Raw genomic sequence first — 26,690 nt, 5'->3', positions numbered from 1 at the left:
ACCCTGAGTCGACCCCGACTCATCCCTGACAGGGGTGGGGTAATCGCGGTCTTATACGGACAAATTGGCCTAGCGTGGGGCCATGAACGCGACACCCGGACCGCCGCACCCCGCCGGAGCCCTGCTGCTCTGCCGCGCCGAGCCCCCGGAGGTCCGGCCGTCGGCCCAACTCCTCCGGGAACGGCTGCTCCTCGCCCCCGCGGGCGCCGAGTGGACCGTGCTCGTACCGGAGGGGAAGCCCTGGCTGCACGGCGGGGAGCCCGTCGAGCAGGTCGTCACCGGCTGGGCCACCGCCCTCGCCGTCCCGGCCGCCGGCCGGCCGGTCGTCGCGCTCTGGTGGGACCGCGACCGGGCCGGCCTCACGCTCGCCGCCGGCTTCCGCCGCGCGGTCGGCTACACCTGGCTCGCGGACGGCACCCCCGTCGGCGAGGACGAGGCCATGCGGACCTTCGCCGCCCGCCTCGCCCTCGATCCCGTCCTGGACGTTCAGGCCCTCGAACCGCTCACCGAGCCCGACCCGGACGCCGACGCCCACGCCCGGCTCGTCGGGGTCGTCGCGGTCCTCGCCCGCGCCGGACTCGCCCTGCCCGCCGGAATCGTCCCGGGCGAGAGCGCCGACCGGCTCCGGGCCGCGGCCCTCGCCGAGGGCGCCGAACAGCTCGAACGGACCGGATGGCTCGATGCCGTGCGCGCCGAGCTGGACGCGGTGGAGGACGGCCCCATCGGCCCGTACCTGCGCGGCCCCAAGGCGCGCGTACTGAACGGGGCGCAGCTCCTCGTGGGGGTGCCGCTGCTGCTCTGGGGCGCGGGCCGCCGCAGCGGCGGCTGGGCGACGGCCGGCGCGCTGCTCGTCGCGCACGGCGCGCTCGGACTCGTCTACGACCGGCTGCGGGAGCGGTGAGCGTGCGGCGGCTCCGGGCAATGCTGAGCGTGCGGCGGCTCCGGGAATGCTGAGCGCACGACCCACTCCGGGGCGCCGGGCCTGGGGAGCCTGCGGGAGCGGTGAGCCGGCGGTCGGTACCGGCATCGCCGAGTGCGCGACCGGCTGCGGGAGCTGTGACCCGCAGCCGGGAGGGAGCTCCTACTCGTCCTCGTCCTCGTCGTCGTCCAGACGGGCCAGCCAGGTCGCGAGGCGCTCTACCGGCACCTCGAAGTCGGGGTTGAGGTCGACGAACGTCCGCAGCTGCTCGGCGAGCCACTCGAAGGTGACCTCCTCCTCGCCGCGCCGCTTCTCCAGTTCCTCGATGCCACGGTCGGTGAAGTACATGCGATCAGGATAGGCCGTACCCCTCACGTCCCCTGTCGCCCGTCAGTCCCACCGATTAGCCTTCTGGATCCAACATCGCTTCGGGGAGCGGGGGCCGCTGTGGCACACGGGATCGCTCGGATTCGACTGGACGACGGCACGCCCGTGTGGGCGCGCGTCAGCGACGCGGAGGAGCTCGGCCGGGGCGGCGGGTTCCAGGACACCGGTGTCAGGGACCGGGTGGTCTCGATGGCCGGCGGGCTCACGGACGTCGTGCGCGGGGTCGTCGGCTCCCTGCGTGCCGGCCTCGACCCGCAGGGGTCCGTGGAGGTCGCCGTCAGCTTCGGCATCGAACTGTCGGCGCAGTCCGGCAAGGTGATCGGCGTCCTCGCGGACGGCTCGGGCAAGGCCTCCGTGAACGTGTCCCTGACCTGGACCGAACCGGGCCCGCCGACCGCGCCGACCGCACCCGCGGCGGAGTCCGCGCCCGCCTCCGCCGAGCCGGAGGCCGCGCAGCAGCCGTCGGGGATAGCCCGGCAGCGGCGTCCGGCGGCCGATGGCACCGTATGAGCGCCTTCGACGCTCTCGTGCGCCCCGCACTCGTACGCATCGGCGCTCCCGACGGCGGGTATGACCCGCACGGCGGCCAGTTCTGGGGGACCGGCTTCTTCATCGCCCCCGGCTGGGTGCTGACCTGTGCCCATGTCGTGGCCGAAGGGGGTGGCGAGGTGTGGAGGAAGAAGCCTGCCGTCGGCATCACCTGGCAGGACGGCAAGAGGACGCGCCAGTCCATCGGCACGGTGGTCCTCGCGCTGCCCAGGCCCGAGGACCCCGGTGCGCGCCCCGAGCCCTGGGGTTTCCCCGACGTCGCCCTCGTGCGCGTGCCCGGCACGCTCAAGGCCTCCTGCGTCCGGCTCGCCGAGCGGCCTCCGGCCCGGACCACCGAGGTCGGCCTGCACGGCTGGTCCCGGGAGACCGGGGAGCTGGGCATCCGCCAGGTGCACGGCCGGCTGACCGGCGTCGACGCCCGCGCCCTCGTGACGGAGGGGGTGCTGCCCGTCGAGGGCTGCTCCGGCGGCCCCGTCGTCGACGACCTCCAGGGCGCCGTGATCGGCTTCAACAAGGGACGCTGGTCCGACCAGGGCGCCCTCGTCCCCCTCGCCGCCCTGCGCTGCCTGCACGACGCGCCCGGGGGCAGGTTCTGGGCCGAGGCACTGCGTGACCACGACCGTCATCACCTCGACCACTACCTCCAGTCCCTCGACTACGGATCCGACTGGACGCGCGCGCAGCAGCAGCTCGGCGGCCCGCACCCGCTGAGCCCGCAACTCCGCACCCGGTTACGGGGGCAGCTCTCCGCGCTGCCCGCCCCGATCAACGCCGGCGAGATCATGGACCTGGTCGACCGGGTCAGGGCCTGGATCAGGAACAGCACCACCCCGGACGCCTTCGAGGACGACCCGCGCACCTGGAGCGAGGGCGCCGCCCTGCTGTACGGGCTGCGGGCGCCCGACCGCACCGATCCGGGCGACCCCGGCCTCGACGCCGTGCTCCTGTACGCCGCCCATGTCGTCCGGCGGGTCTCCGGCCGCCCCGGCGGTGTCGGCGACGTGACCGCGTTCCGGGACTGGATCATCGACCTGGCCGCCGACGCGGGCCCGTACCTCCGCCGCGAGATCGACGACCTGATCGGCTCCAACAGCTCGACCGCCCTCGCAGGCGCCCGCGAGCGCCGCGCACGCGCGGACGTGCTCCTGGAGATCGACACGCCCCGCTGGGACCGGCGCTACCCCTGGCGCGTGAAGCTGCTCCGCGACGGACACATGGTCACCCCGCTCAAGGGCGACGACCGGGGTGTCGAGCGGGCCCGGCTCAAGGAGACCCTGCGGGGGCCGCTCGCCGAGGCGCTCCGGCTCGGCGACAACGGGCCGCACCTGGCCTCCGTGGAGGCCGTGCTGCCGCGCGAGCTCTTCGACGAGCCGCTCGACACCTGGCGGCTCGAACCCCCGGAGGGACCCGACGAGGAGCAGGGACCCCTCACCCTCGGGCAGCGCCGCATCGTGGTCATCAGGGACGCCCGGCGCCACGGCAAGGAGCCGTCGGCCGAGTGGCGGGAGCGCTGGGAGGCGGGGGAGAGAGGGCCGCTGCGCGCGGCCCAGCTGCGTGCCGAGGTGCCCGGCGCGGGCCCGGACGCCCACACCGCGCGCGTGCGCCGGGAGACCCTGGAGGAGACGCGCGAGCGGCTCCGCCGGGCCGAGGGCGGCACTGTTCCCGTCTACTGCGGCCCGGTGGGCAGCGGCGACGGGCTCATGGCGATGAACGCGGCCCTGGCCGCCGGCCACCCGCTGGCCCTCTGGCGGACCGGCGCCCACGACCACACCGACTGCGCGGCCTTCCACGTGGAGGCGGACTGGCTGCTCGCGGACGCGCGCACCGCCCACGGGCTCGGCGAGCCCATCCGTTCCCTGCGTGCCCTGGTACCGGAGCGGGCCGACCTCGCCTGGGCCGAGACCATCGCCGTCCTGTACGACCCACCCGACCGCCCGCCGGCCGCCGGCCGTCTGGAGCCCCCGCCGCTGCTCGGCGAGGAGGACCCGTGACGGCGGCGCCCGCCGCCCGGGCGCGCCTCGGGCAGGCCTCGTGAGGCCGGCGGATCCCGCCGCGGTCCGCCACAAGGGCCGACCCGCCCCGGCCCGTCACCGGCCCCGCCCCGCCCAAAGCGCCCCGCGCGTCCGGCAGTTCCCGTCCCCGCCCGGAACGACCGGTTTGGGGGTCGGCAAGGACGGCCCCGGGGAAGTACGTTCGGAAAGCCCGGCCAGCACACCACAGCCAGGAGGAGTTCACCGTGAACGATTGGCGGATCTACCGTGGGGCCGGGCATCCGCATGACGAGATACGGCGCCTGCCCGCCCCGCCGCCCTGGCGCGACTTCTCGGCGGGCGGCGCCGACGACACCCTCGCCGGCTCCGACCGCCGGCTCGGCGTCAAGCGCAGGCTCGTCCAGAACCACCACCCCCGGCCCGCCGAGACCGACGCGGTCAACGCCGCCCTCTACCTGCGGCGTCCGCTCCTCGTCACCGGCAACCCCGGCACCGGCAAGTCCACGCTCGCGCACGCCGTCGCCCATGAGCTGCGCCTCGGCCGGGTGCTCCGCTGGCCCATCGTCAGCCGCTCCACGCTCCAGGACGGCCTCTACCGGTACGACGCCATCGGCCGCCTCCAGGACGTGCAGCTGGAGCGCGCCCAGGCCGGTGCGTCCGGTTCCGCCGCCGCGGCCCCGGCCGGCATCGGCTCGTACATCCGGCTCGGACCGCTCGGCACCGCGCTGCTCCCCTCCGAGCAGCCCCGTGTCCTGCTCATCGACGAGCTCGACAAGAGCGACCTCGACCTGCCCAACGACCTCCTGAACGCCCTGGAGGAGGGCGAGTTCGCCATCCCCGAGCTGGAGCGGCTCGCCGACCGGGAGCCGGTCGTCGAGGTGCTCAGCGACGACGGCCGCAAGGTGCCGGTGTACGGCGGCCGGATCCGCTGCAGCACCTTCCCGTTCATCGTGCTCACCTCCAACGGCGAACGGGACTTCCCCGCCGCCCTGTTGCGCCGCTGCATCCGACTGGAGCTCGAACCGCCCGGTGAGGAGCAGCTCGGCGCGATGATCGAGGCCCACCTGGGGACCGAAGCCGTCACGGGCGACGGAGAACAGGGCCTCGTCCAGCGCTTCCTGAACCGCGAGCCCGGCGAGGTGATCGCCACCGACCAGCTCCTCAACGCCCTCTATCTGACCCAGCACGCCTCCCGCGCCGAACGGGTGACCAGGGAACGGATCGCGGACATGCTCATGCAGCCGCTCGATCAGCCGAGGTGATGACCGGATGCACCGGACGCACCGGATGCCTCTGGAGGAGCTGACCCGCAGACTCCGGGCGGGCGGGACGGACCCGTCCGCCGAGGCGGTCGCGGACGCGCTCTGGCTGTCCCAGTGGCTGCCGGAACCGGTGACTCCCGATCCGGAGTCACCGTCCCGCGCGGAGGGCAGAGACGCGGAGGCCGCCCGGCCCGTCGGCGAGGGGCGAGATCCGGCCAATCACGAGGAGACGCCCGCGCCCACGCCCGCGCCCCCACCCGAGCGCACCGCGGGCCGTGAGTCCGTCGCCCTCCACACGCGCGCCGGAGTCGGCCCGGCGGACGGAGCACGCCGCGGCGGGGGCGTCGGTACGGGGCGTGGCGCGGCCCTGTCCGTACGCGCGCCCGGCGCCAACGCCCTGCCCGGGCTCCTCGGCCTCCAGAAGGCACTGCGCCCGCTGCGGGGGTACGCGCCCGCCCCGCCGCGCCCCGACGAGGGCGTCCTCGACGAGGAGGCCACCGCCGAAAGCAGCGCCGCCGCGGGCATCCTCACGCCCGTCCTGCGCCCCGCCGCCGGCCGCCGCCCCGACATCCAGCTCCTCATGGACACCGGTCCCGCGATGGTCGTCTGGGATCGCATGGTCGAGGAGCTCCGCCAGGCCTGCCAGCAGTCCGGCGCCTTCCGCGACGTCCAGGTGCACCGCCTCTACGACACGGGCGAAGGCCCCCCGCTCGTCACCACCACCTCCGGCGCCGACGGCCGGCCCCGGCTCCGCCCCGTCGACCAGCTCCACGACCCCACCGGGCGCCGCCTCACCCTCGTCGTCAGCGACTGCGTCGGGCCCCTCTGGCAGCGCGGCGCCGCCCAGCGCTTCCTGCGCCAGTGGCCCCGCCACTCCCCGCTCGCCCTCGTCCAGCCGCTGCCGCCGCGCCTGTGGCCGCGCACCGCGCTCCCCGCCGAACCGGGCACCTTCCAGCGCTCCTCCCGCCCCGGAGGCCCCGCCGCCTTCCGCTCCGACGATGAACCCTGGGCGGTCCCCGACCCGGCCCGGCGGGCGGTTCCCGTGCTCACTCCCACCCCCGAGGCCTTCGCCTCCTGGGCCCGGCTTCACACAGGCCACGGCGGCGACACCATCCGCGGCTGGGCCGCCTGGCTCGTCCCCGGGCCGACGCGGCCGCCGGAGCCCCGGACACCCCGCGTCCCGCGCGGCGACGAGGAGCTCCTGCGCGCGTTCCGGGCGGGCGCCTCCCCGGGGGCGCTCCGGCTCGCCGTCCAGCTCGCGGCGGCCCCGCTCACCCTCCCCGTCATGCAGCTCGTCCAGCGCGCGATGCTGCCCGACACCGGGCCCATGGAGCTGGCCGAGGTCCTGCTCAGCGGCCTCCTGCGGAGACTGCCCGGCCCCACCCCGTACCCCTGCTTCAGCTATCCGCCCGGCATCCAGCAGCTCCTGCTCGGCTCGCTCGACCCCGGCGCCGCCGCTCTCGTCCTGAAACACTGCTCCGCCTACGTGGAGCGCAATTTCGGCCAGGGCATGCGGAACTTCCCGGCGCTCGCCGCCGCCCGGCTCGCCGGCCACGGCCCCGCCGACGGCGAGGGCGGACCCGGCCCCGTCCTGGCGCCCGACGAGACCGACGAACCGGCCGGGCCGGAGGGCGCCGAGGCGGAACTCTTCGCCCGCATCCCCGCGCGCGTGCTCCGCTTCTACCACCCCGACCTCGTCACCCCCGACCCCCTCACCGAAGCCCGTCGCCTCCTCGAACAGGGGCGCGCCCAGTCCGACCCCGCCCTCCTCTCCGCCGCCCGCGAGCGCGCCGAGGAGGCGCTCCCCACCGCGCCCGCCGAGGCCCGGATCGTCCTCGGCCGTGTCATGTACGCGGAGGCGGGCACGGGGGCCGTCCGGCGTGCCGGACGTCGCCGCGAGCTCCTCGACCGGGCCGACGACATCCTCGTCAACGCCGCGGAGCTGGCCCGGCCGGGGGACGAGCACTGGGCCGAGGCCCGCCTCGAACGGGCCGTCGTCCAGCACGCCCTGTGGCAGGAGACCGGGGACGCGCGGCAGCTCGACGCCGCCCTCGCCACGCTCGCCGGGGACGCGAGCCGGTGGCCCCCGACCGCCCGGCCCACCCTGCACCTGCGCCGGGGACGGCTGCTCCTCGCGCGCGGCGACGGCGCGGCGGCGGCCGAGGAGCTCACCGCGGCCCTCGCCCTCGGGGAGAGCGCCGCGGCCCTGCTCGACCTCGCCGACGCCCTGCACCTCGTCGAGGCGGGACCCGACCGCATCGGCCCCGTCCTCGACCGCGCGGAGGCCCTCCTCGGCGACGGCCGGGCGCTGAGGCTGCGTCACACCGCCGCACGCGCACGGCTGTACGAGACCGCGGGCGACGGACCGGCCGCCGACGCGGCCTACGAGCGGGCCACCCTGCTCACCCCCGCCGAGGGCGAGCAGCGCGGCCGGCTCCTGCTCACCTGGGGCGAGTCCCTGCTGCGCCGCGCCGCCGCCGGCACCGGGACCCGCCCGGTCGACCGCGCGGAGTCCGTGCTGCGCGAGGCCCTCACCTGCCTCCCCGCCGGATCCCCCGCCCGCGAGAGGGCCAGGATCCTCATCGGCAACGTGCTCGCCCTGCGCTTCGACCGCGCGGGATTCCTGCCGGACCTGTACGAGAGCCGCCATCTCCTCGACGAGGCCCTCCGCACCACCCGCGACCCGGCGACCCGGGCCGAGGTCCGGCTCCAACTGGGCTGGGTGCAACTGCAGCTGAGCGAGGCGGCGAGGGACGGGCAGCTCGTCGGCGCCCTCACCGCCTTCCGGCACGCCGCCGACGAGACCCGCGCCGCCCACGGCGACACCCCGGGCACGGTCACCCTGGCGCGGGCGCTCCACGCCCAGGGGGCGGCGCTGTACCTGATGGACCGCGTCGGCCACGCTGCGACGGTCCTGGCGGAGGCCGCCGAGCAGTGGCGACGGCTCGACGGCATGCTGGTGGCGGTGGACTGGGCGGATGTCGAGCGGACCCGGACCCTGCTCGCCGAGGTCAGGGCCGTCCCCCGCCCGCGGCCGGACCGCTTCTCTCGCGAGGAACGGCGCCGGATCGCGCCGCCCTGGTGGGCCTGGCGCGAGGAGGACGCGGAACGGCTGGATAACGGGGGCGCGCATGGGCGCAGTTGAGTCGAACCGGTTTCCGCCTCTGGGGTGTCGGGAAGAACCGCTCCGCCGCTACGACCGTGGGGGACAAGGGTCGGTGAGGAGGAGCCGAGGGTGTTGGAGCACACGAAGCGGGTCGCAGGCGTCGACCGGGGCGGCGACCGGCCATGGGGCCTGCCCGACCTCACCGGTGTGGACCTGCGCACCTTGCGCTTCATGGACGATCCCGCCCTGGTCGCCGCCGTCGACCGGGTCCTCTGGCATCCGCAGGAGTTGGGGGCTTCCTGGTTCGTCGAGGGCAGCGGGGACAAGGCCGACGGCTGACCTCCGGTGGATTCGCCGCGGCGACCGGACGTTTTCGGTCAGATGCGTACCGCCGCCCGTAGGCCCATGGAGGCGGGAGTGAACCCCGCGCCCCTGCACGAGCCCGTCTTCGTCCGGCTGGCCCGGGTCAGCCCCGCCCCGGACGGGCTCACGCTGCTGCGATCCGCCCTGCACGCCCGGCGGTTGCTGCTCCTCAAAGCACTCCTGGTGCGCGTCCACCGGCACCGGGAGTCCGTCGAACCGGCCGCGCTCGGCCGGTTCGAGCGCGCGTGGGAACTACTCGAACGGGTCGAGCGGCACCATCCCGCTGTCGTCCGGGACATCCTCGACTACCCGACGACCGGGGCCTGGCTGGCCGGCGCGCTCGCCGAGCCCCCCGGGCCGGCCTTCGACCGGCTGCTCGACCACCTCGACCACCTCGCGGTCACCGCCGCCCTGCGCGCCGGAGGCCCGCTCGACCTGACCGTGGAGACCCCGGACGGCCTGCTCCCGCTGCCCGGCGTGGGTCGGCTGACCGTGGCCGCGGACCGTGTCAGGATCAGCGCCGACGAGCGGACCGTACGGTTCCACCCGGACGGTGCCCGCCACGCCGCGCCCGCGCTCCTGAAGCTGACCGGCCGCCGCGACGGCATCCCCGCCGGCCACGGGCCCGGCTGGCGCGCCGTCCGCCCGCTGCCCGGCGGCAGCGCGCTTCTGGACGATCTCGACCCGTACCGGGTGCCGTTCGGCGGGGGCGGCGGCGCGGTGGTCGCCGCGGCCGATCCCGCCGACACCGACCACACCGCCTGGACCGCCACCTGGTGCGCCGCCCGGGACCTCCTCGCCCGTACGGACCCCGGCCGGGCCGCCGAGGTGGCGCGCGGCGTCCGCGCGGTCGTCCCGGTCGTCCCGCGCGGACCCCGGCACCTGGGCGCCACCCTGAGCGCCGCCCCCGGAGCCGTACTGACCTCGCTGCCCGCCGAAGGGCAGGGGATGGCCGAAACGCTCGTGCACGAGCTGCACCACAGCAAGCTCGCGACACTCCATGAACTCGTGCCGCTGTACGGCCCCGGGCGGGGCGCCGTGCACCGGGTCGGCTGGCGTTCGGACCCACGGCCCATTGCCGGTGTGCTGCACGGCGCCTACGCGCATCTGGCCCTGGCCGATCTGTGGTGGCGCGCCGTCACCGCCGACGGAGTGCCGGCGGCCTGGCGGTCCGCCGCCGGGCAACAGTTCGACGACATCCACGATCAGGTGGGCGAGGCGCTGCCGATCCTGCTTGAATCCGATGAACTGACCGCGAACGGACGGGAGTTCGTTCGTCAAATGGGACTGCACCACGCGAGCCTCGGCGCGACCCCCCTGGTCGCTGGGTAACACTGTGCTCACGGCACAAGACACTGCGTTGCGCGGGAGCGGGACGGGAGACACGACAGATGGCGGAACAGCGATCGGGCGGTGCGGCGGACCACGGAGTCGGGAGCGCGCCGCAACATGTCCTCGTGGTCTTCCCCGGCTATCACCGCCCGTGGGCCACCTGGATCAACCAACGGCTCGACGCGTACGGGGTGCGCGCGAGCCTTCAGCGCTGGGACCCGCCGCGCGAGGTGCCCCTGGAGGACTCGCTCGGCGACCTGCTGCTCGCCCGCGGACAGGTGCTGCTCGTCCTGGACGACTGGTTCTTCCAGCTCGGACCGCGCGCCGCCGGTGAGTGGAACGACGTGCTGCGCGGCTTCGTCGCCGCCCACGCCGAGCGGTTCGCCGCGGTCAACCTCACCAACCGGACCCTGCTCCCGGCCACCGCCGTCCTCGAACCCGTCAGCCTGTGGGGCGTCGGCGAGGAGGAGGCTGAAGCCCGGCTGCTCAGCAGGCTCGGCGTCGAACCCCGCCGCGCCACCGGCCGCCGGCTGCCCGCCGGCTCCCTCGTCCGCTTCCCCGACACCCCACCCGAGATCTGGGGCGAGATCCCGCGCCGCAACCCGCGCTTCACCGGCCGCGACGACCTGCTCAGCGAGCTCCAGGAACGGCTCATGGACGCCGAACGCGGCAACGCCGCGTGCACCCTGCTCGGCATGTCCGGCATCGGCAAGACCCAGATCGCCGCCGAGTACGCCCACCGCTTCAGCTCCGACTACGACGTGGTGTGGTGGGTCAGCTCCGACGACCGCAACGTGCAGCGCGACCGCTTCGGCGAGCTCGCCGCCGAACTCGGCCTCGCCACCGGCAACGAACCCGGCGAACGCATCCGCGCCGTCCGCGAGGCCCTGCGCCGGGGCGACCCGCATTCCCGCTGGCTCATCGTCTTCGACGGCTGGGACGACACCGACGGCGCGAACGTGATCCTGCCGCACGGCCCCGGCCACGTCCTCGTCACCTCGCGCAACCGCGGCTGGGGCGACTACACCGACATCCTCGAGGTCCCCGGCTTCGACCGCGCCGAATCCACCGCCTACCTGATGCGGCGCGCCCCGCACATCACGGCACCCGAGGCCGACGAGGTCGCCGCCGAGTTCGGGGACGTACCTCTGCCGTTGGTCCAGGCCGCGGCCTGGCTGGGCGAGTCCCACATGGAGGTCTCCGAGTACCTGCACATGGTCCGCGAAGGACGGATCTCCGCCGTCGAGCCGTCCGGCGACGGCTTCCCGCAGGCCTCCCTCACCTCCTGGTCGATACTGATCAACCGGCTCCGGCGTGCCCAGCCGCAGGCCATCGACGTGCTCAGCCTGTGCGCGTCCTTCGCCCCCGGCCGCATCCCGCTCGGTCTCATCCGCGCCTATCCGCAGGCGGATCTCCCCGAGGACCTGCGCTGGATGGTCACGGATCTCGCCGCCTGGTCCCGGGCCCTGGACACCCTGGTCAACTACTCGGTGCTCACCCGCGAGACCCGGGGCCCCGTCAACAACGCCGAGGTGGGTCCCCACCAGGAGTCCGTGCACATGCACCGGCTCGTCCACGACATCGTCGCCCGGCTCACCGAGGGCGACCACCGCGCCGCCCACCGCCAGGCCGTCCGCACCCTGCTCGCCGAGGCCGACCCCGGTAACCCCATGGACAGCCGGCAGTGGCCCCGCTACGCCGAACTCCTGCCCCACCTGGAACCCTCCGGCGCGCTCCTCAGTCACAACCCGCGCACCCAGACCGCGGTGCTCAACTGCCTGCGCTACTGCTTCCGCAGCGGCGAGTTCAGGGCCGGCATCCAGCTCGCCGAGAAGATCCGGGACAACTGGTCCACCTTCATGGACCCGCTGGACCAGCCCATGCTGGACCTGACCACCCAGCAGAGCAACATCCTGCGCTCCTTCGGCCGCTTCCGCGAGGCGTACGACCTCGACCTCGCCCAGCGGGAACGCCTCGTCGCCGCCCAGCCCCCCAACGAGCTCGGCACCCTGCTCTCCAGCAGCGCCATCTCCAGCGACCTGCGCTTCCTCGGCCAGTACCAGGAGTCGGAACGACTCCAGCGCGCCGTCCTCGCCGACGCCGAACGTCTCCTCGGCGACAGCGAGTTCTCCACCCTCGTCGCCCGGCACAACCTCGGCGTCACCCTGCGGCAGCTCGGCCGCTTCCAGGAGGCGTACGAGTCCGACGCCGAGACCCTCGCCCTGAGCGAGCGGGTGCTCGGCAAACGCCACTCCCACACCCTCAACTCCAGCAACGCCCTCGCGCACGACCTGCGGCTGCTCGGTCGGTACCGTGAAGCCCTCGCCCGCCAGGAGGCCAACGTCCTGCGCCATGTGCAGGTGCTCGGCCCCCAGCACCTCCAGACCCTCTACGCCCGCACCCAGCTCGCCCTGTGCCGGCGCCGCGAGGGCGGCTTCCAGCAGGACCTCGGAGCCACCATGGCCAGCCTGCTCGAACAGCTGGAGCAGGTGCACGGCCGCACCCACTACGTGACGCTCTCCTCCCTCAACAACTACGCCAACTACCTCCGCGAGCACGGCGACCTCGACCAGGCCCGTGAACTCAGCCAGGAGGCGGAGGCCGGCTACCGCGCCCTCCTCGGCCCCGCCCACCCGGTCGCCACCGGCGTCCTCGCCAACACCGCCCTCGTCCTCCAGGCGTCCGGCGAACGCGCGAGCGCCCTCGCCATCCTGGAGGCCGCGCTCGCCGGACTGACCTCCTCGCTCGGCTCCGACCACCCCTGGGTCCTCGGCTGCGCCCTCAACACCTGCGCCGCCCGCAACTTCAACGGCCGGGTGGCCGACGCCGCCGAGCTCAGCCGGGACACCCTGCGCCGGGCCCGGCACACCCTGGGCAACGAGCACCCGCTCACCCTCTCGTCCCAGGTGGCCCTCGCCACCGACCTGCGCGGGCTCAGGGAGAACGAGGAGGCGAGCAAGCTGGAGGAGGACGCCCTGCTCACCCTCACCCGCACCCTGGGGGCCCAGCACCCGCACGCCCTGTCGGCGCGCCAGCGCAACCGGCCCTACTGGGACTTCGAGGCCAACCTGGGCTGACAGCTCGTACGCATACGGGAAACGCCGGAGGCCCGGCACCCCACAAGGGGTGCCGGGCCTCCTTCCGTACGAGTACGGGACAGCGGATCAGGCGTCGAAGACCTCGTTGACCAGCTGCTGCTGCTCCGCCTGGTGGCGCTTGGCCGAGCCGACCGCCGGGGAGGAGGAGTGCGGACGCGAGATCCGGCGCAGGCGCTCGCCCGCCGGGATGTCCGCGCCGACCGCCAGGTCCAGGTGGTCGATCAGGTTGAGCGCGATGAACGGCCATGCACCCTGGTTCGCCGGCTCCTCCTGCGCCCAGATGTACTTCGCGGCGTTCGGGTACTTGGCGATCTCGGCCTGCAGCTCGGCACCCGGCAGCGGGTACAGGCGCTCCAGACGGATGATCGCGGTCTCCGTGTCACCGCGCTTCTGACGCTCGGCCTCCAGGTCGTAGTAGACCTTGCCGGCGCAGAAGACGACCTTGCGGACGTCGGCCGGGTTGACCGTGGTGTCGCCGATCACCGGGCGGAAGCCGCCGGTGGTGAACTCCTCCACCTTGGACGCCGCGGCCTTCAGACGCAGCATCGACTTCGGGGTGAAGACGATGAGCGGCTTGTGGTGCGGGTTGTGCACCTGCCAGCGCAGGAGGTGGAAGTAGTTCGACGGCAGCGTCGGCATGGCGACCGTCATGTTGTCCTGGGCGCACATCTGGAGGAAGCGCTCCGGGCGCGCGGACGAGTGGTCCGGGCCCTGGCCCTCGTAGCCGTGCGGCAGGAGCAGCGTGACGCCGGAGGTCTGGCCCCACTTCTGCTCGGCCGAGGAGATGAACTCGTCGACGACGGTCTGCGCGCCGTTGACGAAGTCACCGAACTGGGCCTCCCAGATGACCAGCGAGTCCGGGCGCTCCAGGGAGTAGCCGTACTCGAAGCCCATCGCCGCGTACTCGCTGAGCAGCGAGTCGTAGACGTTGTAGTGAGCCTGGTCCTCGGTCAGGTAGAGCAGCGGGGTGTAGTCCTCGCCGGTCTCCTGGTCGACCAGGACCGCGTGGCGCTGGCCGAAGGTGCCGCGGCGGGAGTCCTGGCCCGACAGGCGGACCGGGGTGCCCTCCATCAGCAGGGAGCCGATGGCGAGGGTCTCGCCGAAGCCCCAGTCGATGGTGCCGTCGTCGATGGAGGCGGCGCGGCGCTGCATCTGCGGCATCAGACGCGGGTGGACCGTGATCCGCTCCGGGATGCTGACCTGCGACTCGGCGATCCGCTTCACGACCTCCTGGGAGACCGCGGTGGTGACGGCGACCGGGAACTCGGCCTGCGCGTCCGGGACGGTCGTCGCCGCCGGGGCGGCGGTGGCCTCGCGGACCTCCGCGAACACCTTCTCCAGCTGGCCCTGGAAGTCCTGGAGCGCCTGCTCCGCCTCTTCGAGGGTGATGTCGCCGCGACCGATGAGCGACTCGGTGTACAGCTTGCGCACCGAACGCTTCTTGTCGATCAGGTTGTACATCTGCGGGTTGGTGAACTGGGGGTTGTCGCCCTCGTTGTGACCGCGGCGGCGGTAGCAGATGAGGTCGATCACGACGTCCTTGTTGAACGTCTGGCGGAACTCGAAGGCGAGCCGCGCGACGCGGACCACGGCCTCCGGGTCGTCGCCGTTCACGTGGAAGATCGGCGCCTCGATCATGCGGGCCACGTCGGTCGCGTACATCGAGGAACGCGAGGACTCCGGGGCGGCGGTGAAGCCGACCTGGTTGTTGATGACGATGTGGACCGTGCCGCCGGTGCGGTAGCCGCGCAGCTGCGACATGTTCAGGGTCTCGGCGACGACACCCTGGCCGGCGAAGGCCGCGTCACCGTGCAGGGCGACGGGCAGGACGGTGAAGTCCGTGCCGCCCTTGTTGATGACGTCCTGCTTGGCGCGGACGATGCCTTCCAGGACCGGGTCGACCGCCTCCAGGTGGGAGGGGTTGGCGGCCAGGGAGACCTTGATCTGCTCGCCGTCGAGGCCCGTGAAGGTGCCCGCGGCGCCCAGGTGGTACTTGACGTCGCCGGAGCCGTGCATCGACTTCGGGTCGAGGTTGCCCTCGAACTCGCGGAAGATCTGCGCGTACGACTTGCCGACGATGTTCGCCAGGACGTTCAGGCGGCCGCGGTGGGCCATGCCGATGACGACCTCGTCGAGGCGCGACTCGGCGGCCGAGTCGATGACCGCGTCGAGCAGCGGGATGACGGACTCGCCGCCCTCCAGGGAGAAGCGCTTCTGGCCGACGTACTTCGTCTGCAGGAAGGTCTCGAAGGCCTCCGCCGCGTTCAGCCGGCGCAGGATCCGCAGCTGCTCCTCGCGCTCCACGCGGGAGTGCTGGCGCTCGACGCGGTCCTGGATCCACTTGCGCTGCTTCGGGTCCTGGATGTGCATGAACTCGACGCCGGTGGTGCGGCAGTACGAGTCGCGGAGCACGCCGAGGATGTCGCGGAGCTTCATCATCGACTTGCCGGCGAAGCCGCCGACCGCGAACTCGCGCTCCAGGTCCCACAGGGTGAGGCCGTGCTCGGTGATGTCCAGGTCGGGGTGCTTGCGCTGCTTGTACTCCAGCGGGTCGGTGTCGGCCATGACGTGGCCGCGGACCCGGTAGGAGTGGATGAGCTCGAAGACGCGCGCGGCCTTGGTGACGTCGTCGTCGTGCGAGGCGTCGATGTCCTTGAGCCAGCGGACCGGCTCGTAGGGGATGCGCAGGGCCTTGAAGATCTCGTCGTAGAAGCCGTCCTCGCCGAGGAGGAGGTTCGCCACGATGCGCAGGAACTCGCCGGAGGCGGCGCCCTGGATGACGCGGTGGTCGTACGTCGAGGTCAGGGTCATGACCTTGGAGATGCCCAGCTTGTTCAGGGTGTCCTGGGAGGTGCCCTGGAACTCGGCCGGGTAGTCCATGGAGCCGACGCCCATGATGACGGACTGTCCGGGCATCAGGCGCGGCACGGAGTGGACGGTGCCGAGGCCGCCGGGGTTGGTCAGGGAGACCGTGACGCCGGAGAAGTCGTCCATCGTCAGCTTGCCCACGCGGGCGCGCTTGACGATGTCCTCGTAGGCCTGCCAGAACTCGAAGAAGTTGAGCGTCTCGGCCTTCTTGATGCCCGCGACGACGAGCTGGCGGTCGCCGTTGGGCTTGACCAGGTCGATCGCGAGGCCGAAGTTCACGTGCTCCGGCTTGACCAGGGTCGGCTTGCCGTCCTTCTCCGCGAAGGAGTAGTTCATCGACGGCATGGCCTTGATCGCCTGCACCATCGCGTAGCCGATGAGGTGCGTGAAGGAGATCTTCCCGCCCCGGGCGCGCTTCAGGTGGTTGTTGATCACGATCCGGTTGTCGAAGAGCAGCTTCACCGGGACGGCGCGGACGGACGTGGCCGTCGGCACCTCCAGGGAGGCGTTCATGTTCTTCGCGACCGCGGCGGCGGGGCCGCGCAGCGTGATCAGCTCGGGGCCGGCGGGTGCCTCGGCGGCCGGGGCGGCCTTGACCGGCGCCGGAGCGGCGGCGGCCGGCTTCGCGGCGACCGGCGCGGGGGCCGCGGCGGGCTTCACGGGAGCCGGGGCCGGGGCGGCCGCGGGGGCCGGGACGACCGCGGGAGCCGAAGGCGCGGCCTGTGCGGGGCCCGCCTGCGGCGCGGCGGGCGCGGCGCTCTGCGTGGTGGTGGCGGCCGGGGCGGCCGGGGTCTCCGACGCTCCGGGCTTGTAGTCGGCGAAGAAGTCCCACCAGGCACGATCGACCGAATTCGGGTCCTGGAGGTACTGCTGGTAGATCTCGTCGACGAGCCACTCATTGGCACCGAAGGCGGCTGCGGGGCTTACGCCCTGCCCGTCTTGGTCTGCCGGGGAGCTCGGGGTACTGGGGGACTGAGACGACACGGCGGCAACCGCCCTCTTCCGCTTCGCAAGGTGATGGACAGCGGAAATAAAGGCTACGCCTGTCCGGCCGAGAGGTGCAGGCCAGGCAGTCCAACGTTGCGCAAGTCACACTTGACAGCGTGTTTCGATGCCATGAATGGCGGGAAACAAGCGTGGTTCCGCATGTGTGAGGGTACGGGGAAGCGCGAGCACGGCCCTGTTCGGCCGCACCCCTGATCACGCCCCGCTCACGGAGGCACACGTCCCGCTCACGAAGACGCAGGTCTCGCTCACGGAGACGCATGTCCTGCCCACGTACACGCAGAACGTGCGCTTCCGGTTCGAACCCTACGTCAATCTCTGGGGGGAAGGCTGCCCGGAAGAGTGACTCTGATGCGGCATCCACGTGACGATTCGGCCACTCCGATCCCGCCGCCGTGCAGATCCACCGCCCAGCGGGCGATCGCGAGCCCGAGCCCCGTGCCGCCGTCGCTGCCCGGCCCCTGCCGGTCCGGGACCGAGCCCCGGTTGAACCGCTCGAAGACCTTGTGCCGCTCCGACTCCGGAATGCCGGGACCCTCGTCCTCGACCTCCAGCTCCAGCGAGTCCGGATACGGGCCCCGCCGGGCCCGGACCGTGACCCGGCCGTGCGGCGGGGAGTGCTTCACCGCGTTGTCGATCAGGTTCGCCATCACCTGGTGCAGCCGCTCCGCGTCCGCGTGCCCGACCAGCTCGGGCGGCGACACGTCCAGATGCAGATGCACGTCCGTACGGCGGTGAAGGCCCGAGGTCGACGAGAGGCCGCGCTGGGACGCGGCCAGGTTCGCCTCCCGCAGCACCCCCGAGAGATACGGCCAGACCTCGAAGCGGCTCGCCCGGAGCGCCACGACACCGTTGTCGAGACGTGACAGGTCGAGCAGGGTCTCCACGAGCCGCCCGAGCCGCTCCGTCTGCTTCAGGGCCGACCGCATGGTCTCCGGATCGGCCTCGGACACCCCGTCCACCACGTTCTCCAGGACGGCCCGGAGCGCGGCGATCGGCGTGCGCAGCTCGTGCGAGACGTTCGCCACCAGCTCCTTGCGGTGCCGGTCGACGGCCTCCAGGTCGTCCGCCATGCGGTTGATCGTCGAGGCGAGGTCGCCCAGCTCGTCCCGCCGGTCCGCGCCCCGCACCCGGCGGCTGAAGTCCCCGCGCGAGATCGACCCGGCCACCGTGTTCATCTCGTCGAGCGGGGCCGTCAGGGACTGCGCCACGAACTGGGTGATCAGCAGGGTCGCGATCATCGCGAAGATCGTGATGTACCGGAACTCGGTGGAGGTCCGGATCGCCACCAGGGCCAGGCAGGAGGTCAGCAGGACCGCCCCGACGACCAGGGCGCCCAGCTTCGTCTTGATCGAGATCACGATGCGGCGGGACCGGCGCGGCCCCTGCACGTGCGGCCTCCCGGGCCCCGGCCGGCTCACGGCGCCGGGGTCTCCAGCGCGTAACCGACACCATGGACCGTACGGATGCGCTCGGCCCCGATCTTCCGGCGCAGCGCCTTGATGTGGCTGTCCACGGTCCGGGTGCCGGAGGCGTCCGCCCAGTCCCACACCTCGGCGAGCAGCTGCTCGCGGGAGAGGACCGCGCGGGGGGTGCTCGCCAGGCAGACGAGCAGGTCGAATTCGGTCGGGGTCAGGTGCACGTCCTCCGCGCGGACCCGGACCCGGCGCTGCGCGTGGTCGATCTCCAGCTCGCCGAGGCGCAGGATCCCGCTGCGCGGGGTGACCGCCGCGAGCGCGGCCCGCTCCACCCGGCGCAGCAGCACGTGCACCCGGGCGGCCAGCTCGCGCATCGAGAACGGCTTCGTCATGTAGTCGTCCGCGCCGACGCCGAGGCCGACCAGCATGTCGGTCTCGTCGTCGCGGGCGGTCAGCATGAGGACGGGGACGGGGCGCTGGGCCTGGACCCTGCGGCACACCTCCAGGCCGTCGAAACCGGGCAGCATCACGTCCAGGACCATCAGGTCCGGCTGCCATGCCTCGGCCGCGTCGACGGCCGCGGGGCCGTCGGTCGCGGTCTGCACGAGGAAGCCCTCGGCGCGCAGCCGCGCGGAGATCGCCTCCACGATCGTGGCGTCGTCCTCGACCACAAGGACGCGCCGCTGGGCCCCCGGAGTGGCCGCCGCACCGTGGTGAGTGGTGTGTGTCTGCTCCATTGCTCCGCCTCGCGTCGCCGATGTCGGTGCAGCAGCCTAGAGGTACCGGCGGCGTCCCGGCTATCCAGGAGCTATCCGGGACGGACGGCGAGGTGGACCACGTCGGGGACGCCCCGGGCAACCGGGATCTCTTCCGTCCGTACCCCGCTGAATCCGGCATTCCGCAACGACTCTTCGAAATCGGCGGACGGCTGGGCGGACCACACGGCGAGGATCCCGCCGGGGTCGAGACGGGCCGCGCAGGCCGCCAAACCCTCGGCCGAGTACAGGGATTCGTTGTCCTCGGTGACCGTCCAGTCGGGCCCGTTGTCGATGTCCAGACACAGGGCGTCGTAGGTGTCGGTCGTGGTGCGCAGGTACTCCACCAGGTCCGTGTGCAGGATCACGGTCCTCGGATCGGCGAGCGCAGCCCCGGAGATCGCCGCGAGGGGTCCCTGCCGGTGCCAGTCGATGATCGCCTCCTCACGCTCGGCGACGACGATCCGTCGCCAGCGGGGCTCGGCGGCGGCGTGCGCGAGCGAGAAACCGACCCCGAGCCCGCCGACGAGGACGGACGCACCGGACCGCGACTCCTCGGGCAGGGCACCCAGCGCCGCGTCGATCAGCAGCCGCTCGGAGCGCCCGTCGGAGGTGTCCATGAGGAAGGTGCCGTTGGCGATGATCTCGTAGTGCTCGGCCCTGCGGCGGAGCACCACTTCTCCGTACGGCCCATCGCGGCGGTCGAGGGTGACGGGGCTGGTCATGATCACTCCGTGGTCTCGTGAACGTACGGTCTCTCCCGGCCATCCTTGCGGGGCGGCGACGACCGGGACAAACACTTAACGAGCCGTACGCGCGCGGGGACGCCGTCTCTCGTACGCCCCTCACGGGCTCGTCGGCGGGCCGCCCTCCGGGAGGGCCGCGAAGACGCGGTCGAGGGCCGGTGGGCGGGTGTGGTCGTCCGCGACGACCAGGCGGTGGCGGTACGTCACGTAGTACTGGAAGCCGTCCGGGATCGGCTTGCCCGTCGGGCGGTCCGGGACCAGGGCGAAGGCGGGGTCCTCCAGGGCCGCGCGCAGTTCGGCGGCCTCGGCGGGGGTCTGCCGGCCCGTCCGGGGCGGTCTGGTGCCGGAGCGGCTGGTCCAGCTGCCGTCGTAGTGGACGACGAGCCGGTTGCGGACGCCGGCGAGGCCGCCGTTGACGACCACCTCGACGAGGACCTCGCCCGGCTGGGGTTCCGCGGTGGGTGTGCCGGGGTCCGTCGTGGGGCTCGGAACGGCCGGCGTGCTCGCGCTCGACGGCGCTCCGCCGGGCACGGGCGGCACCCCGGGGCCGCAGCCGCTCAGGCCGCCGGCCAGGGCTCCCGCCAGCAGCAGGGCCCCGCACCACTTCCCCGTACCCCTCACGCCTCGCACCATGGGACGAGCATGCCCGCTCCGGGGTCCCGCTCGCAGCCGGACGGCCGGGTTTCAGCCCCGGGTGTCTGTTCGGACCATTCCGGTGATCGGTCCCCGGTAGCGCCAGTCCAGGGAGTCGTAGAGCGCGAGGCCGTCCGTGGTCGCAGCGAGCACGCCGGTCTCGGCGCCGGCCTGGGCGGCGGCGGCCTCCAGGGTGCGCATGACGTTCGCTCCCAGGCCCCGGCGCCGGTGCGCGGGGTCGGTCTCGATCTGGTCGGCCACGGCGGTGGAGCCGGTCGGGGCGATCTGGCCGCGGGCGGCGAGGGTGCCGTCCGGGGCGAGGACGCGGACGCGGATGACGCCGTTCGCGACCTCGGTCGTGCGGGCGTACCCCTCGGGGGGCGCGGGGCGGACGCCGGGGTCCAGGGGCTTGACCATCATGAAGCCGGGGTCGTCGGGGACCGTCCATCCGTCGGTGATCCACGCCGCCGCCTCCTCGGGACCCGCCATCACCTTGAGCCAGCTGTACGGCGTGGTCAGCCGGGCGCAGAGCGCGCCGACGGAGGCCGCGTCGGGGGCGGGCAGGACGTGCCGCACGACATGCCGGGGCAGGCCGACGTCGATCCGGTAGCCCCAGGGCTCGGCGACGGCGGCCGGGGCGCCCCGGGAGACGGTCCAGCCCGCCACCCACGCTGAAGTAATGGATGAGATGTTCATGAGGGCATTACATGTGGGCTCTGTGGGTGCGTGTGGGGGTGATCGCTCAGAGCGAACGTATGGACGGGAACATCTCTGGGCTCACAAGCATTGAGTGCACATAGCTCAACTTGACTGCCGAAGGGGAGATCATGGCTTCTGAGTCCATGGCGTCCGTGCCGCTCACTCTGCCTGTGCTGCCGCTCGACGACGAGGTCGTGCTGCCCGGAATGGTCGTGCCGCTGGACCTGTCCGACAACGACGTACGGGCCGCCGTCGAGGCCGCCCAGGCCGCCGCCCGCGCCGTCGCGGGCAAGCCCCGCGTCCTCCTGGTGCCGCGGGTCGACGGGACCTACGCCGGCACCGGCGTCCTGGGCATCGTCGAGCAGGTCGGGCGCCTGTCCGACGGCGATCCCGGCGCGCTGATCCGCGGCCTCGGCCGCGTCCGCATCGGCGCCGGCACGACCGGCCCCGGCGCCGCCCTGTGGGTCGAGGGCGCCACGGTCGAGGAGACCCTGCCCGACCCGCTGCCCGGCCACGTGACCGAACTGGTCAAGGAGTACAAGGCGCTGGCCACCAGCTGGCTCAAGAAGCGCGGCGCCTGGCAGGTCGTCGACCGCGTCCAGCAGATCGACGGCGTCGGCGCCCTCGCCGACAACTCCGGCTACTCGCCCTTCCTCAGCGTCGAGCAGAAGGTCGAACTCCTGGAGACCGCCGACCCGGTCGCCCGCCTCAAGCTCGCCACCGCCCTGCTCCGCGAGCACCTCGCCGAGCAGGACGTCGCCGAGACCATCGCCAAGGACGTCCAGGAGGGCGTCGACAAGCAGCAGCGCGAGTTCCTGCTCCGCCGCCAGCTCGAAGCCGTCCGCAAGGAGCTCCGCGACCTCAACGGCGAGGCCGAGGGCGACGAGTCCGACGACTACCGCGCCCGCGTGGAGGCCGCCGACCTGCCCGAGAAGGTGCGGGAGGCCGCCCTCAAGGAGGTCGAGAAGCTGGAGCGGTCCAGCGACCAGTCCCCCGAGGGCTCCTGGATCCGCACCTGGCTGGACACCGTCCTCGAACTGCCGTGGAACGAGCGGACCGAGGACCGGTACGACATCCGGGGCGCCCGCGCGGTCCTGGACGCCGAGCACGCCGGCCTCGACGACGTGAAGGAACGGATCACCGAGTACCTCGCGGTGCGCAAGCGGCGCTCCGACCGCGGTCTCGGCGTGGTCGGCGGCCGCCGCGGCGGTGCCGTGCTCGCTCTCGTCGGTCCTCCCGGCGTCGGAAAGACCAGCCTGGGCGAGAGCGTCGCCCACGCCATGGGCCGCCAGTTCGTCCGGGTCGCCCTCGGCGGCGTACGCGACGAGGCGGAGATCCGCGGTCACCGGCGGACGTACGTCGGCGCCCTGCCCGGCCGGATCGTCCGCGCCATCAAGGAGGCCGGGTCCATGAACCCGGTGGTCCTGCTCGACGAGATCGACAAGGTCGGCTCCGACTTCCGCGGCGACCCCGCGGCGGCCCTCCTCGAAGTCCTCGACCCCGCGCAGAACCACACCTTCCGCGACCACTACCTGGAGGTCGAACTCGACCTCTCCGACGTCGTCTTCCTGGCCACGGCCAACGTCCTCGAAGCCATCCCCGAGGCGCTCCTCGACCGCATGGAGCTGGTGCGCCTCGACGGCTACACGGAGGACGAGAAGGTCGTCATCGCCCGTGACCACCTGCTCCCGCGCCAGCTGGAGCGGGCCGGTCTGGAGCCGGGCGAGGTCGTCCTGGAGGAGTCCGCGCTGCGGAAGCTGGCCGGGGAGTACACCCGCGAGGCCGGTGTCCGCACCCTGGAGCGGTCGATCGCCCGGCTGCTGCGGAAGGTCGCGGCCCAGCACGAACTCGGCGACCGCGAACTGCCGTTCACGGTCGGAGCGGACGGCCTGCGGGAGCTCATCGGGCGGCCGCACCACGTGCCGGAGTCGGCCCAGGACCCGGCGGAGCGGCGGACGGCCGTGCCGGGTGTCGCCACCGGGCTCGCCGTGACCGGCGCGGGCGGTGACGTCCTCTTCGTGGAGGCGTCCCTCGCCGACCCGGAGACGGGCGCCGCCGGTCTGACCCTCACGGGTCAGCTGGGCGACGTGATGAAGGAGTCGGCGCAGATCGCGCTCTCCTTCCTCCGCTCGCACGGCGCGGAGCTGGAGCTGCCCGTCACCGGCCTCAAGGACCGGGGCGTGCACATCCACTTCCCGGCGGGCGCGGTGCCCAAGGACGGGCCGAGCGCGGGCGTCACCATGACGACCGCCCTCGCCTCGCTGCTGAGCGGCCGGCTCGTCCGTACGGACGTGGCCATGACCGGCGAGGTCTCCCTCACCGGCCGCGTGCTGCCGATCGGCGGCGTGAAGCAGAAGCTCCTCGCCGCGCACCGGGCGGGCATCACGACGGTCGTGATCCCCAAGCGGAACGAGGCCGACCTGGACGACGTCCCGGCCGAGATCCTGGAGAAGCTGGAGGTCCACCCGGTGACGGACGTCCGCCAGGTCCTGGAGATCGCGCTCGCCCCGGCGGTCGTGCCGGTGGACGTGGCCGCGTAACTCCCCACGCGCCGGAGCGGGGTGCCCTGTCGGCACCCCGCTCCGGCGCGTACGGATCCCGTTACCCGGATGTCAGTCGGGGCTGGCATGCTCGTACGCATGAACGACGACGCCTTCTGGGCTCTCATCGACGAGTTGGGCCGCCGGCCGGGTGACCGGGAGGAGCGGCTCGAATGGCTGCGGGCGGAGTTGCTGCGGCGTCCGGAGGCCGAGAGCGTGGCGTTCCAGGTGCGCCTGGAGCGGACGACCGAGCTCGCGGACACGCGCGCGCTGTGGAAGGCGGCGAACCGGATAGAGGGCGGCGCCTGCACGGACGACGGCTTCCACTACTTCACCCTCTGGCTGGTGGGCCAGGGGCGGAAGGCGTACGAGTCGGTCCTCGCCGACCCGGACGCGCTGGCGGACCTGCCCGGGGTGCGCGCGCTCGTGGGCCGGCACCACGACGAGTGGCACGACGACGAGTGGCCCGAGTGGGAGGAGCTCGACTACGTCGCCCAGGACGCGTGGGACGAGCTGACGGGCCAGGAGGACGACCACGGCGAGGAGTTCCTCGACGCGGTGGAGGCGGCGGAGGACGCCGCGGAGGCGGCGGGGGAATGGGAAGAGGGCGAGTCGCCCCGGGGCTCTCGGCCGGAGGGGTTGGCGATACCCCGACTCACCGCCCTCTTCCCACCCGCCACCTCCGGCTCCTAGGAGCCGGAGGGGTACGGGCCTCAGAGGCCCGGGCCTCGGGGTCGGAGCCTGACGGGGCCCGGCTCCCGGGATCTCGGGGCCTCGGGGCCCGGGCCTCGGTGTCCGGGCCTCGGTGTCCGGAGCCGAGGGGGCCCGGACCTCGGGCTCCGGGGCTCAGGGGCCCGAGGTCCGAGGTGTCGGGGGCCTCAGGGGTTCGGGTCCCTGAGCGTTCAGGACGCCGACGAGTTGCGGCGGCGGCCCAGGAGCAGGCTGCCCGCTGCGAAGACGGCGAGGGCGCCCGCGCCCGTGAGGGCCAGCGGGAGCGGCGAGGCGGGGGCCTCGGTGGTCTCGGCGGAGAGGGCCGGGGGCTGCTCGTCGCCGCCGTGGCCCGCGTGGCTCACGGTGGACAGCTCGGCGCCCGCCGCGATCTTCGCCTCGGTCGGGGCCTGGGCCCCGGCCGTCGTCGCGGAAGCCGTCGCCGTACCGCCGAACGTGACGTCCGAGCAGCTGTAGAAGGCCTCGGGGCTGTCGTTGCGCTGCCAGATCTTGTAGACGATGTGGCGGCCGGTGCGCGCCGGGAAGGTGCCCGTGAAGTTGTAGTAGCCGTCGGTCGCGGTGCGGCCGGTGTTGTAGACGGCGACGGGCGTCGGGTCCAGGTCCGACCACTTCAGGGGATGCGTCGGGTCGAAGCCCGCCTTGGTGATGTAGACGGTCATCGTGCCCGAGTGCGGCGCCGTCACGCGGAACTTGAAGTCGAAGGAGCCGGCTGCGACGGCCGTCGCCGGCCAGTCGGTGCGCGCCCAGTCCAGCGCCCGGTACTTCTCGCGGTTGGCCGAGCAGAGCTTGCCGTCCGGGATGAGTGCCTGGTGCTGCCCGGCGGCGTTGGCGATGTTGACCTCGTTCCAGTCGTAGAGCGGCTGGGTGCCGGAGTCGGCGACGAGGTCCTTGCAGACCTGCGACTTGGGCGTCTCGGGGCCCTCGGCGTAGCAGGCCGCGATCCGGCTCACGGGGTTGAAGACGGCTCCGTGGGCGCTCGCGGTGGCGGGCGTGAGGCTGACCAGGGCCGCGGCGGCGGACAGGGCTGCGACGCCGGTGGCGGTGCGGCGGGAGGACGGCATGCGGGGGCTCTCTCTCGTGCGTGGGGGAGTACGGGTTGAGCAACGCGCGCCGGGCGCACGGAAGTTGATCCGGGCGACCGGCGGAGGAAGCCTCGCATTGGTCCATACCAATGGGCAAGGGGGTGGACGGAAAAAGGCGGCCCCCGGAATGCCGCCGCACACCGGGGGCCGCCGTCGGGGCGGCGGGGGTCAGCCGTTCGCGAGTGCCTGCACGCGCGAGTAGTCCCCGTTGAAGTGGTTGTGGTCGCCGACCGTCGGGCCGGAGGAGGTGTACTGCCAGATCGTGTAGTACGGCCAGCCGGCCGGGAGTTCGCCGACGTCGGTGGCGTACCGCGCGATCCACAGCGGGTTGGTGGAGGAGAAGGCCGCGGAGTTGCCGGTGCACTGCTTCCACCAGCTGGTGGCCGTGTAGATCACCGGGTCGCGGCCCGTCCGGTACCGGTAGCGGTTCACGAAGTCCTGGATCCAGGCGACCATCCCGGACGCCGTCTTGCCGTAGCAGGTCGCGCCGTACGGGTTCCACTCGATGTCGAGGACGCCCGGCAGGGTCCTGCCGTCCTTCGACCAGCCGCCGCCGTTGTTGACGAAGTAGTCGGCCTGGGCGGCTCCGGTCGTCGTGTCCGGGGTGGCGAAGTGGTACGTGCCGCGGATCATGCCGACGTTGTAGGAGCCGTTGTACTGCTGGGTGAAGTAGGTGTTCTTGTAGTACGTGCCCTCCGTCGCCTTGACGTAGGCCCACTTGACCCCGCTGTTCCACAGCGTGGACCAGTCCACGTTGCCGTTGTGGCTGGAGACGTCCACGCCTTCCGTCTGGGTGGCGAGGAGCGAGGCGCCGCCGGCCGGCTCGGCACCCTGTCCGTCGTGCGCGATCACGCCCATGCCCATGTAGGCGGAGCCGCGCGCGGGGGTCGCCTTCCGGGCGCCCGGGTCCTGGGCGGCGGTGGCGGTGCCGGAGAGGCCGAGGGGGAGGAGGAGGGCCAGGGCCGCGAGGGCGGCGCCGGCGAGGGTCGTTCCGGATCTGTGCACACGCATTGCGTGCCTCCGAAAGGCTCGGTGGGGGAGCGATGGCGGCGGACCGCACGACAAAGCCTGGAATGGACATGTCATACGCCCTGCCGGAGAAGACGCTACGCACGTAGACCCGCCCTGCGGAAGGGGGCCTGGTTGCCGCCGTTGGTCTACGCCTGCGAAATACTGAAGGAGCTGCGGCGATGGACGTCGCCGCAAGA

General features: G+C 73.1%; 19 protein-coding genes. 10 read left to right on the top strand and 9 right to left on the bottom strand.

What is annotated here, in order from left to right; translation table 11 throughout:
- Positions 1 to 82: 82 nt before the first annotated feature.
- Positions 83 to 901, top strand: a complete 819-nt coding sequence (locus ACFYX3_RS00555) for a hypothetical protein (RefSeq protein WP_389006706.1) — start codon at positions 83 to 85, stop codon at positions 899 to 901.
- Positions 902 to 1,081: 180 nt separating this feature from the next.
- Here the strand turns inward: ACFYX3_RS00555 and ACFYX3_RS00550 are convergent, their stop codons facing one another.
- A complete protein-coding gene (locus tag ACFYX3_RS00550; protein ID WP_018102711.1) occupies positions 1,082 to 1,267 on the bottom strand; it encodes a DUF6104 family protein in 186 nt (61 codons plus the stop codon).
- A 99-nt stretch (positions 1,268 to 1,366) separates the two neighbouring features.
- Between ACFYX3_RS00550 and ACFYX3_RS00545 the strand changes: the two genes are divergently transcribed.
- The 7 genes from ACFYX3_RS00545 to fxsT all read left to right on the top strand — a co-directional run bounded on the left by ACFYX3_RS00545 (position 1,367) and on the right by fxsT (position 12,986).
- On the top strand, positions 1,367 to 1,816 hold the full coding sequence (locus ACFYX3_RS00545; protein ID WP_389006703.1) for a CU044_2847 family protein: 450 nt from the start codon (positions 1,367 to 1,369) through the stop codon (positions 1,814 to 1,816).
- Positions 1,813 to 3,846 carry a trypsin-like peptidase domain-containing protein gene (locus ACFYX3_RS00540; protein WP_389006700.1) on the top strand — a complete coding sequence of 678 codons (2,034 nt, stop codon included), beginning with the start codon at positions 1,813 to 1,815 and terminating at the stop codon, positions 3,844 to 3,846. The genes ACFYX3_RS00545 and ACFYX3_RS00540 overlap by 4 nt, the downstream gene beginning before the upstream one ends.
- Positions 3,847 to 4,091: 245 nt before the next feature.
- Entirely contained in the window at positions 4,092 to 5,108 is a 1,017-nt protein-coding gene (locus tag ACFYX3_RS00535) for an AAA family ATPase (protein WP_389006697.1), read from the top strand.
- A 7-nt stretch (positions 5,109 to 5,115) separates the two neighbouring features.
- Positions 5,116 to 8,253, top strand: a complete 3,138-nt coding sequence (locus ACFYX3_RS00530) for an SAV_2336 N-terminal domain-related protein (RefSeq protein WP_389006694.1) — start codon at positions 5,116 to 5,118, stop codon at positions 8,251 to 8,253.
- A 90-nt stretch (positions 8,254 to 8,343) separates the two neighbouring features.
- Entirely contained in the window at positions 8,344 to 8,553 is a 210-nt protein-coding gene (locus ACFYX3_RS00525; RefSeq protein WP_376589714.1) for a hypothetical protein, read from the top strand.
- 78 nt (positions 8,554 to 8,631) lie between these two features.
- Positions 8,632 to 9,909 (top strand): aKG-HExxH-type peptide beta-hydroxylase, encoded by a 1,278-nt coding sequence (locus tag ACFYX3_RS00520; protein ID WP_389006689.1) that lies wholly within the window; start codon positions 8,632 to 8,634, stop codon positions 9,907 to 9,909.
- A 59-nt stretch (positions 9,910 to 9,968) separates the two neighbouring features.
- On the top strand, positions 9,969 to 12,986 hold the full coding sequence (gene fxsT / locus ACFYX3_RS00515; protein ID WP_382662393.1) for an FxSxx-COOH system tetratricopeptide repeat protein: 3,018 nt from the start codon (positions 9,969 to 9,971) through the stop codon (positions 12,984 to 12,986).
- An 87-nt stretch (positions 12,987 to 13,073) separates the two neighbouring features.
- Here the strand turns inward: fxsT and ACFYX3_RS00510 are convergent, their stop codons facing one another.
- The 6 genes from ACFYX3_RS00510 to ACFYX3_RS00485 form a co-directional block, all read right to left on the bottom strand.
- A complete protein-coding gene (locus tag ACFYX3_RS00510) occupies positions 13,074 to 16,859 on the bottom strand; it encodes a multifunctional oxoglutarate decarboxylase/oxoglutarate dehydrogenase thiamine pyrophosphate-binding subunit/dihydrolipoyllysine-residue succinyltransferase subunit (protein WP_382662395.1) in 3,786 nt (1,261 codons plus the stop codon).
- Between the two features lie 332 nt (positions 16,860 to 17,191).
- Positions 17,192 to 18,301, bottom strand: a complete 1,110-nt coding sequence (locus tag ACFYX3_RS00505; protein WP_382662397.1) for an ATP-binding protein — start codon at positions 18,299 to 18,301, stop codon at positions 17,192 to 17,194.
- Complete coding sequence (locus ACFYX3_RS00500) at positions 18,298 to 19,035, bottom strand: response regulator transcription factor (RefSeq protein ID WP_030688813.1); 738 nt, start codon at positions 19,033 to 19,035, stop codon at positions 18,298 to 18,300. Before ACFYX3_RS00500 ends, ACFYX3_RS00505 begins: the two co-directional genes overlap by 4 nt.
- A 71-nt stretch (positions 19,036 to 19,106) precedes the next feature.
- Positions 19,107 to 19,778, bottom strand: coding sequence for a spermidine synthase (locus ACFYX3_RS00495; RefSeq protein ID WP_382662399.1), 672 nt, complete (start codon positions 19,776 to 19,778; stop codon positions 19,107 to 19,109).
- Positions 19,779 to 19,898: 120 nt separating this feature from the next.
- On the bottom strand, positions 19,899 to 20,432 hold the full coding sequence (locus tag ACFYX3_RS00490; protein WP_389006683.1) for a hypothetical protein: 534 nt from the start codon (positions 20,430 to 20,432) through the stop codon (positions 19,899 to 19,901).
- Positions 20,433 to 20,483: 51 nt separating this feature from the next.
- Complete coding sequence (locus tag ACFYX3_RS00485; RefSeq protein WP_389006680.1) at positions 20,484 to 21,128, bottom strand: GNAT family N-acetyltransferase; 645 nt, start codon at positions 21,126 to 21,128, stop codon at positions 20,484 to 20,486.
- 131 nt (positions 21,129 to 21,259) lie between these two features.
- On the opposite strand from ACFYX3_RS00485, the gene lon reads away from it, so the two are divergent.
- Together lon and ACFYX3_RS00475 are read left to right on the top strand one after the other, a co-directional pair.
- Positions 21,260 to 23,671 (top strand): endopeptidase La, encoded by a 2,412-nt coding sequence (gene lon, locus ACFYX3_RS00480; RefSeq protein ID WP_389006677.1) that lies wholly within the window; start codon positions 21,260 to 21,262, stop codon positions 23,669 to 23,671.
- 99 nt (positions 23,672 to 23,770) lie between these two features.
- A complete protein-coding gene (locus ACFYX3_RS00475) occupies positions 23,771 to 24,364 on the top strand; it encodes a DUF4240 domain-containing protein (protein WP_389006674.1) in 594 nt (197 codons plus the stop codon).
- A 209-nt stretch (positions 24,365 to 24,573) separates the two neighbouring features.
- On the opposite strand, the gene ACFYX3_RS00470 is transcribed toward ACFYX3_RS00475, so the two are convergent.
- Complete coding sequence (locus tag ACFYX3_RS00470) at positions 24,574 to 25,461, bottom strand: lytic polysaccharide monooxygenase (RefSeq protein ID WP_389006671.1); 888 nt, start codon at positions 25,459 to 25,461, stop codon at positions 24,574 to 24,576.
- 189 nt (positions 25,462 to 25,650) lie between these two features.
- On the bottom strand, positions 25,651 to 26,493 hold the full coding sequence (locus ACFYX3_RS00465) for a lysozyme (RefSeq protein WP_389006668.1): 843 nt from the start codon (positions 26,491 to 26,493) through the stop codon (positions 25,651 to 25,653).
- Positions 26,494 to 26,690 lie beyond the last annotated feature (197 nt).

This window comes from Streptomyces sp. NPDC002463 (assembly GCF_042889835.1).
In the GTDB taxonomy this organism is placed as follows: Bacteria; Actinomycetota; Actinomycetes; order Streptomycetales; family Streptomycetaceae; genus Streptomyces; species Streptomyces nymphaeiformis.
Note: the sequence above shows the minus strand (reverse complement) of the source record. Positions and strands in the feature narration are given on the sequence as shown.

Coding starts and splice junctions, on each gene's coding strand:
- ACFYX3_RS00465 (WP_389006668.1), bottom strand. CDS start 26,493: ATGCGTGTGCACAGATCCGGAACGACCCTCGCCGGCGCCGCCCTCGCG.
- ACFYX3_RS00495 (WP_382662399.1), bottom strand. CDS start 19,778: ATGACCAGCCCCGTCACCCTCGACCGCCGCGATGGGCCGTACGGAGAA.
- ACFYX3_RS00470 (WP_389006671.1), bottom strand. CDS start 25,461: ATGCCGTCCTCCCGCCGCACCGCCACCGGCGTCGCAGCCCTGTCCGCC.
- fxsT (WP_382662393.1), top strand. CDS start 9,969: ATGGCGGAACAGCGATCGGGCGGTGCGGCGGACCACGGAGTCGGGAGC.
- ACFYX3_RS00490 (WP_389006683.1), bottom strand. CDS start 20,432: ATGGTGCGAGGCGTGAGGGGTACGGGGAAGTGGTGCGGGGCCCTGCTG.
- ACFYX3_RS00475 (WP_389006674.1), top strand. CDS start 23,771: ATGAACGACGACGCCTTCTGGGCTCTCATCGACGAGTTGGGCCGCCGG.
- lon (WP_389006677.1), top strand. CDS start 21,260: ATGGCTTCTGAGTCCATGGCGTCCGTGCCGCTCACTCTGCCTGTGCTG.
- ACFYX3_RS00485 (WP_389006680.1), bottom strand. CDS start 21,128: ATGAACATCTCATCCATTACTTCAGCGTGGGTGGCGGGCTGGACCGTC.
- ACFYX3_RS00500 (WP_030688813.1), bottom strand. CDS start 19,035: ATGGAGCAGACACACACCACTCACCACGGTGCGGCGGCCACTCCGGGG.
- ACFYX3_RS00555 (WP_389006706.1), top strand. CDS start 83: ATGAACGCGACACCCGGACCGCCGCACCCCGCCGGAGCCCTGCTGCTC.
- ACFYX3_RS00550 (WP_018102711.1), bottom strand. CDS start 1,267: ATGTACTTCACCGACCGTGGCATCGAGGAACTGGAGAAGCGGCGCGGC.
- ACFYX3_RS00540 (WP_389006700.1), top strand. CDS start 1,813: ATGAGCGCCTTCGACGCTCTCGTGCGCCCCGCACTCGTACGCATCGGC.
- ACFYX3_RS00530 (WP_389006694.1), top strand. CDS start 5,116: ATGCACCGGACGCACCGGATGCCTCTGGAGGAGCTGACCCGCAGACTC.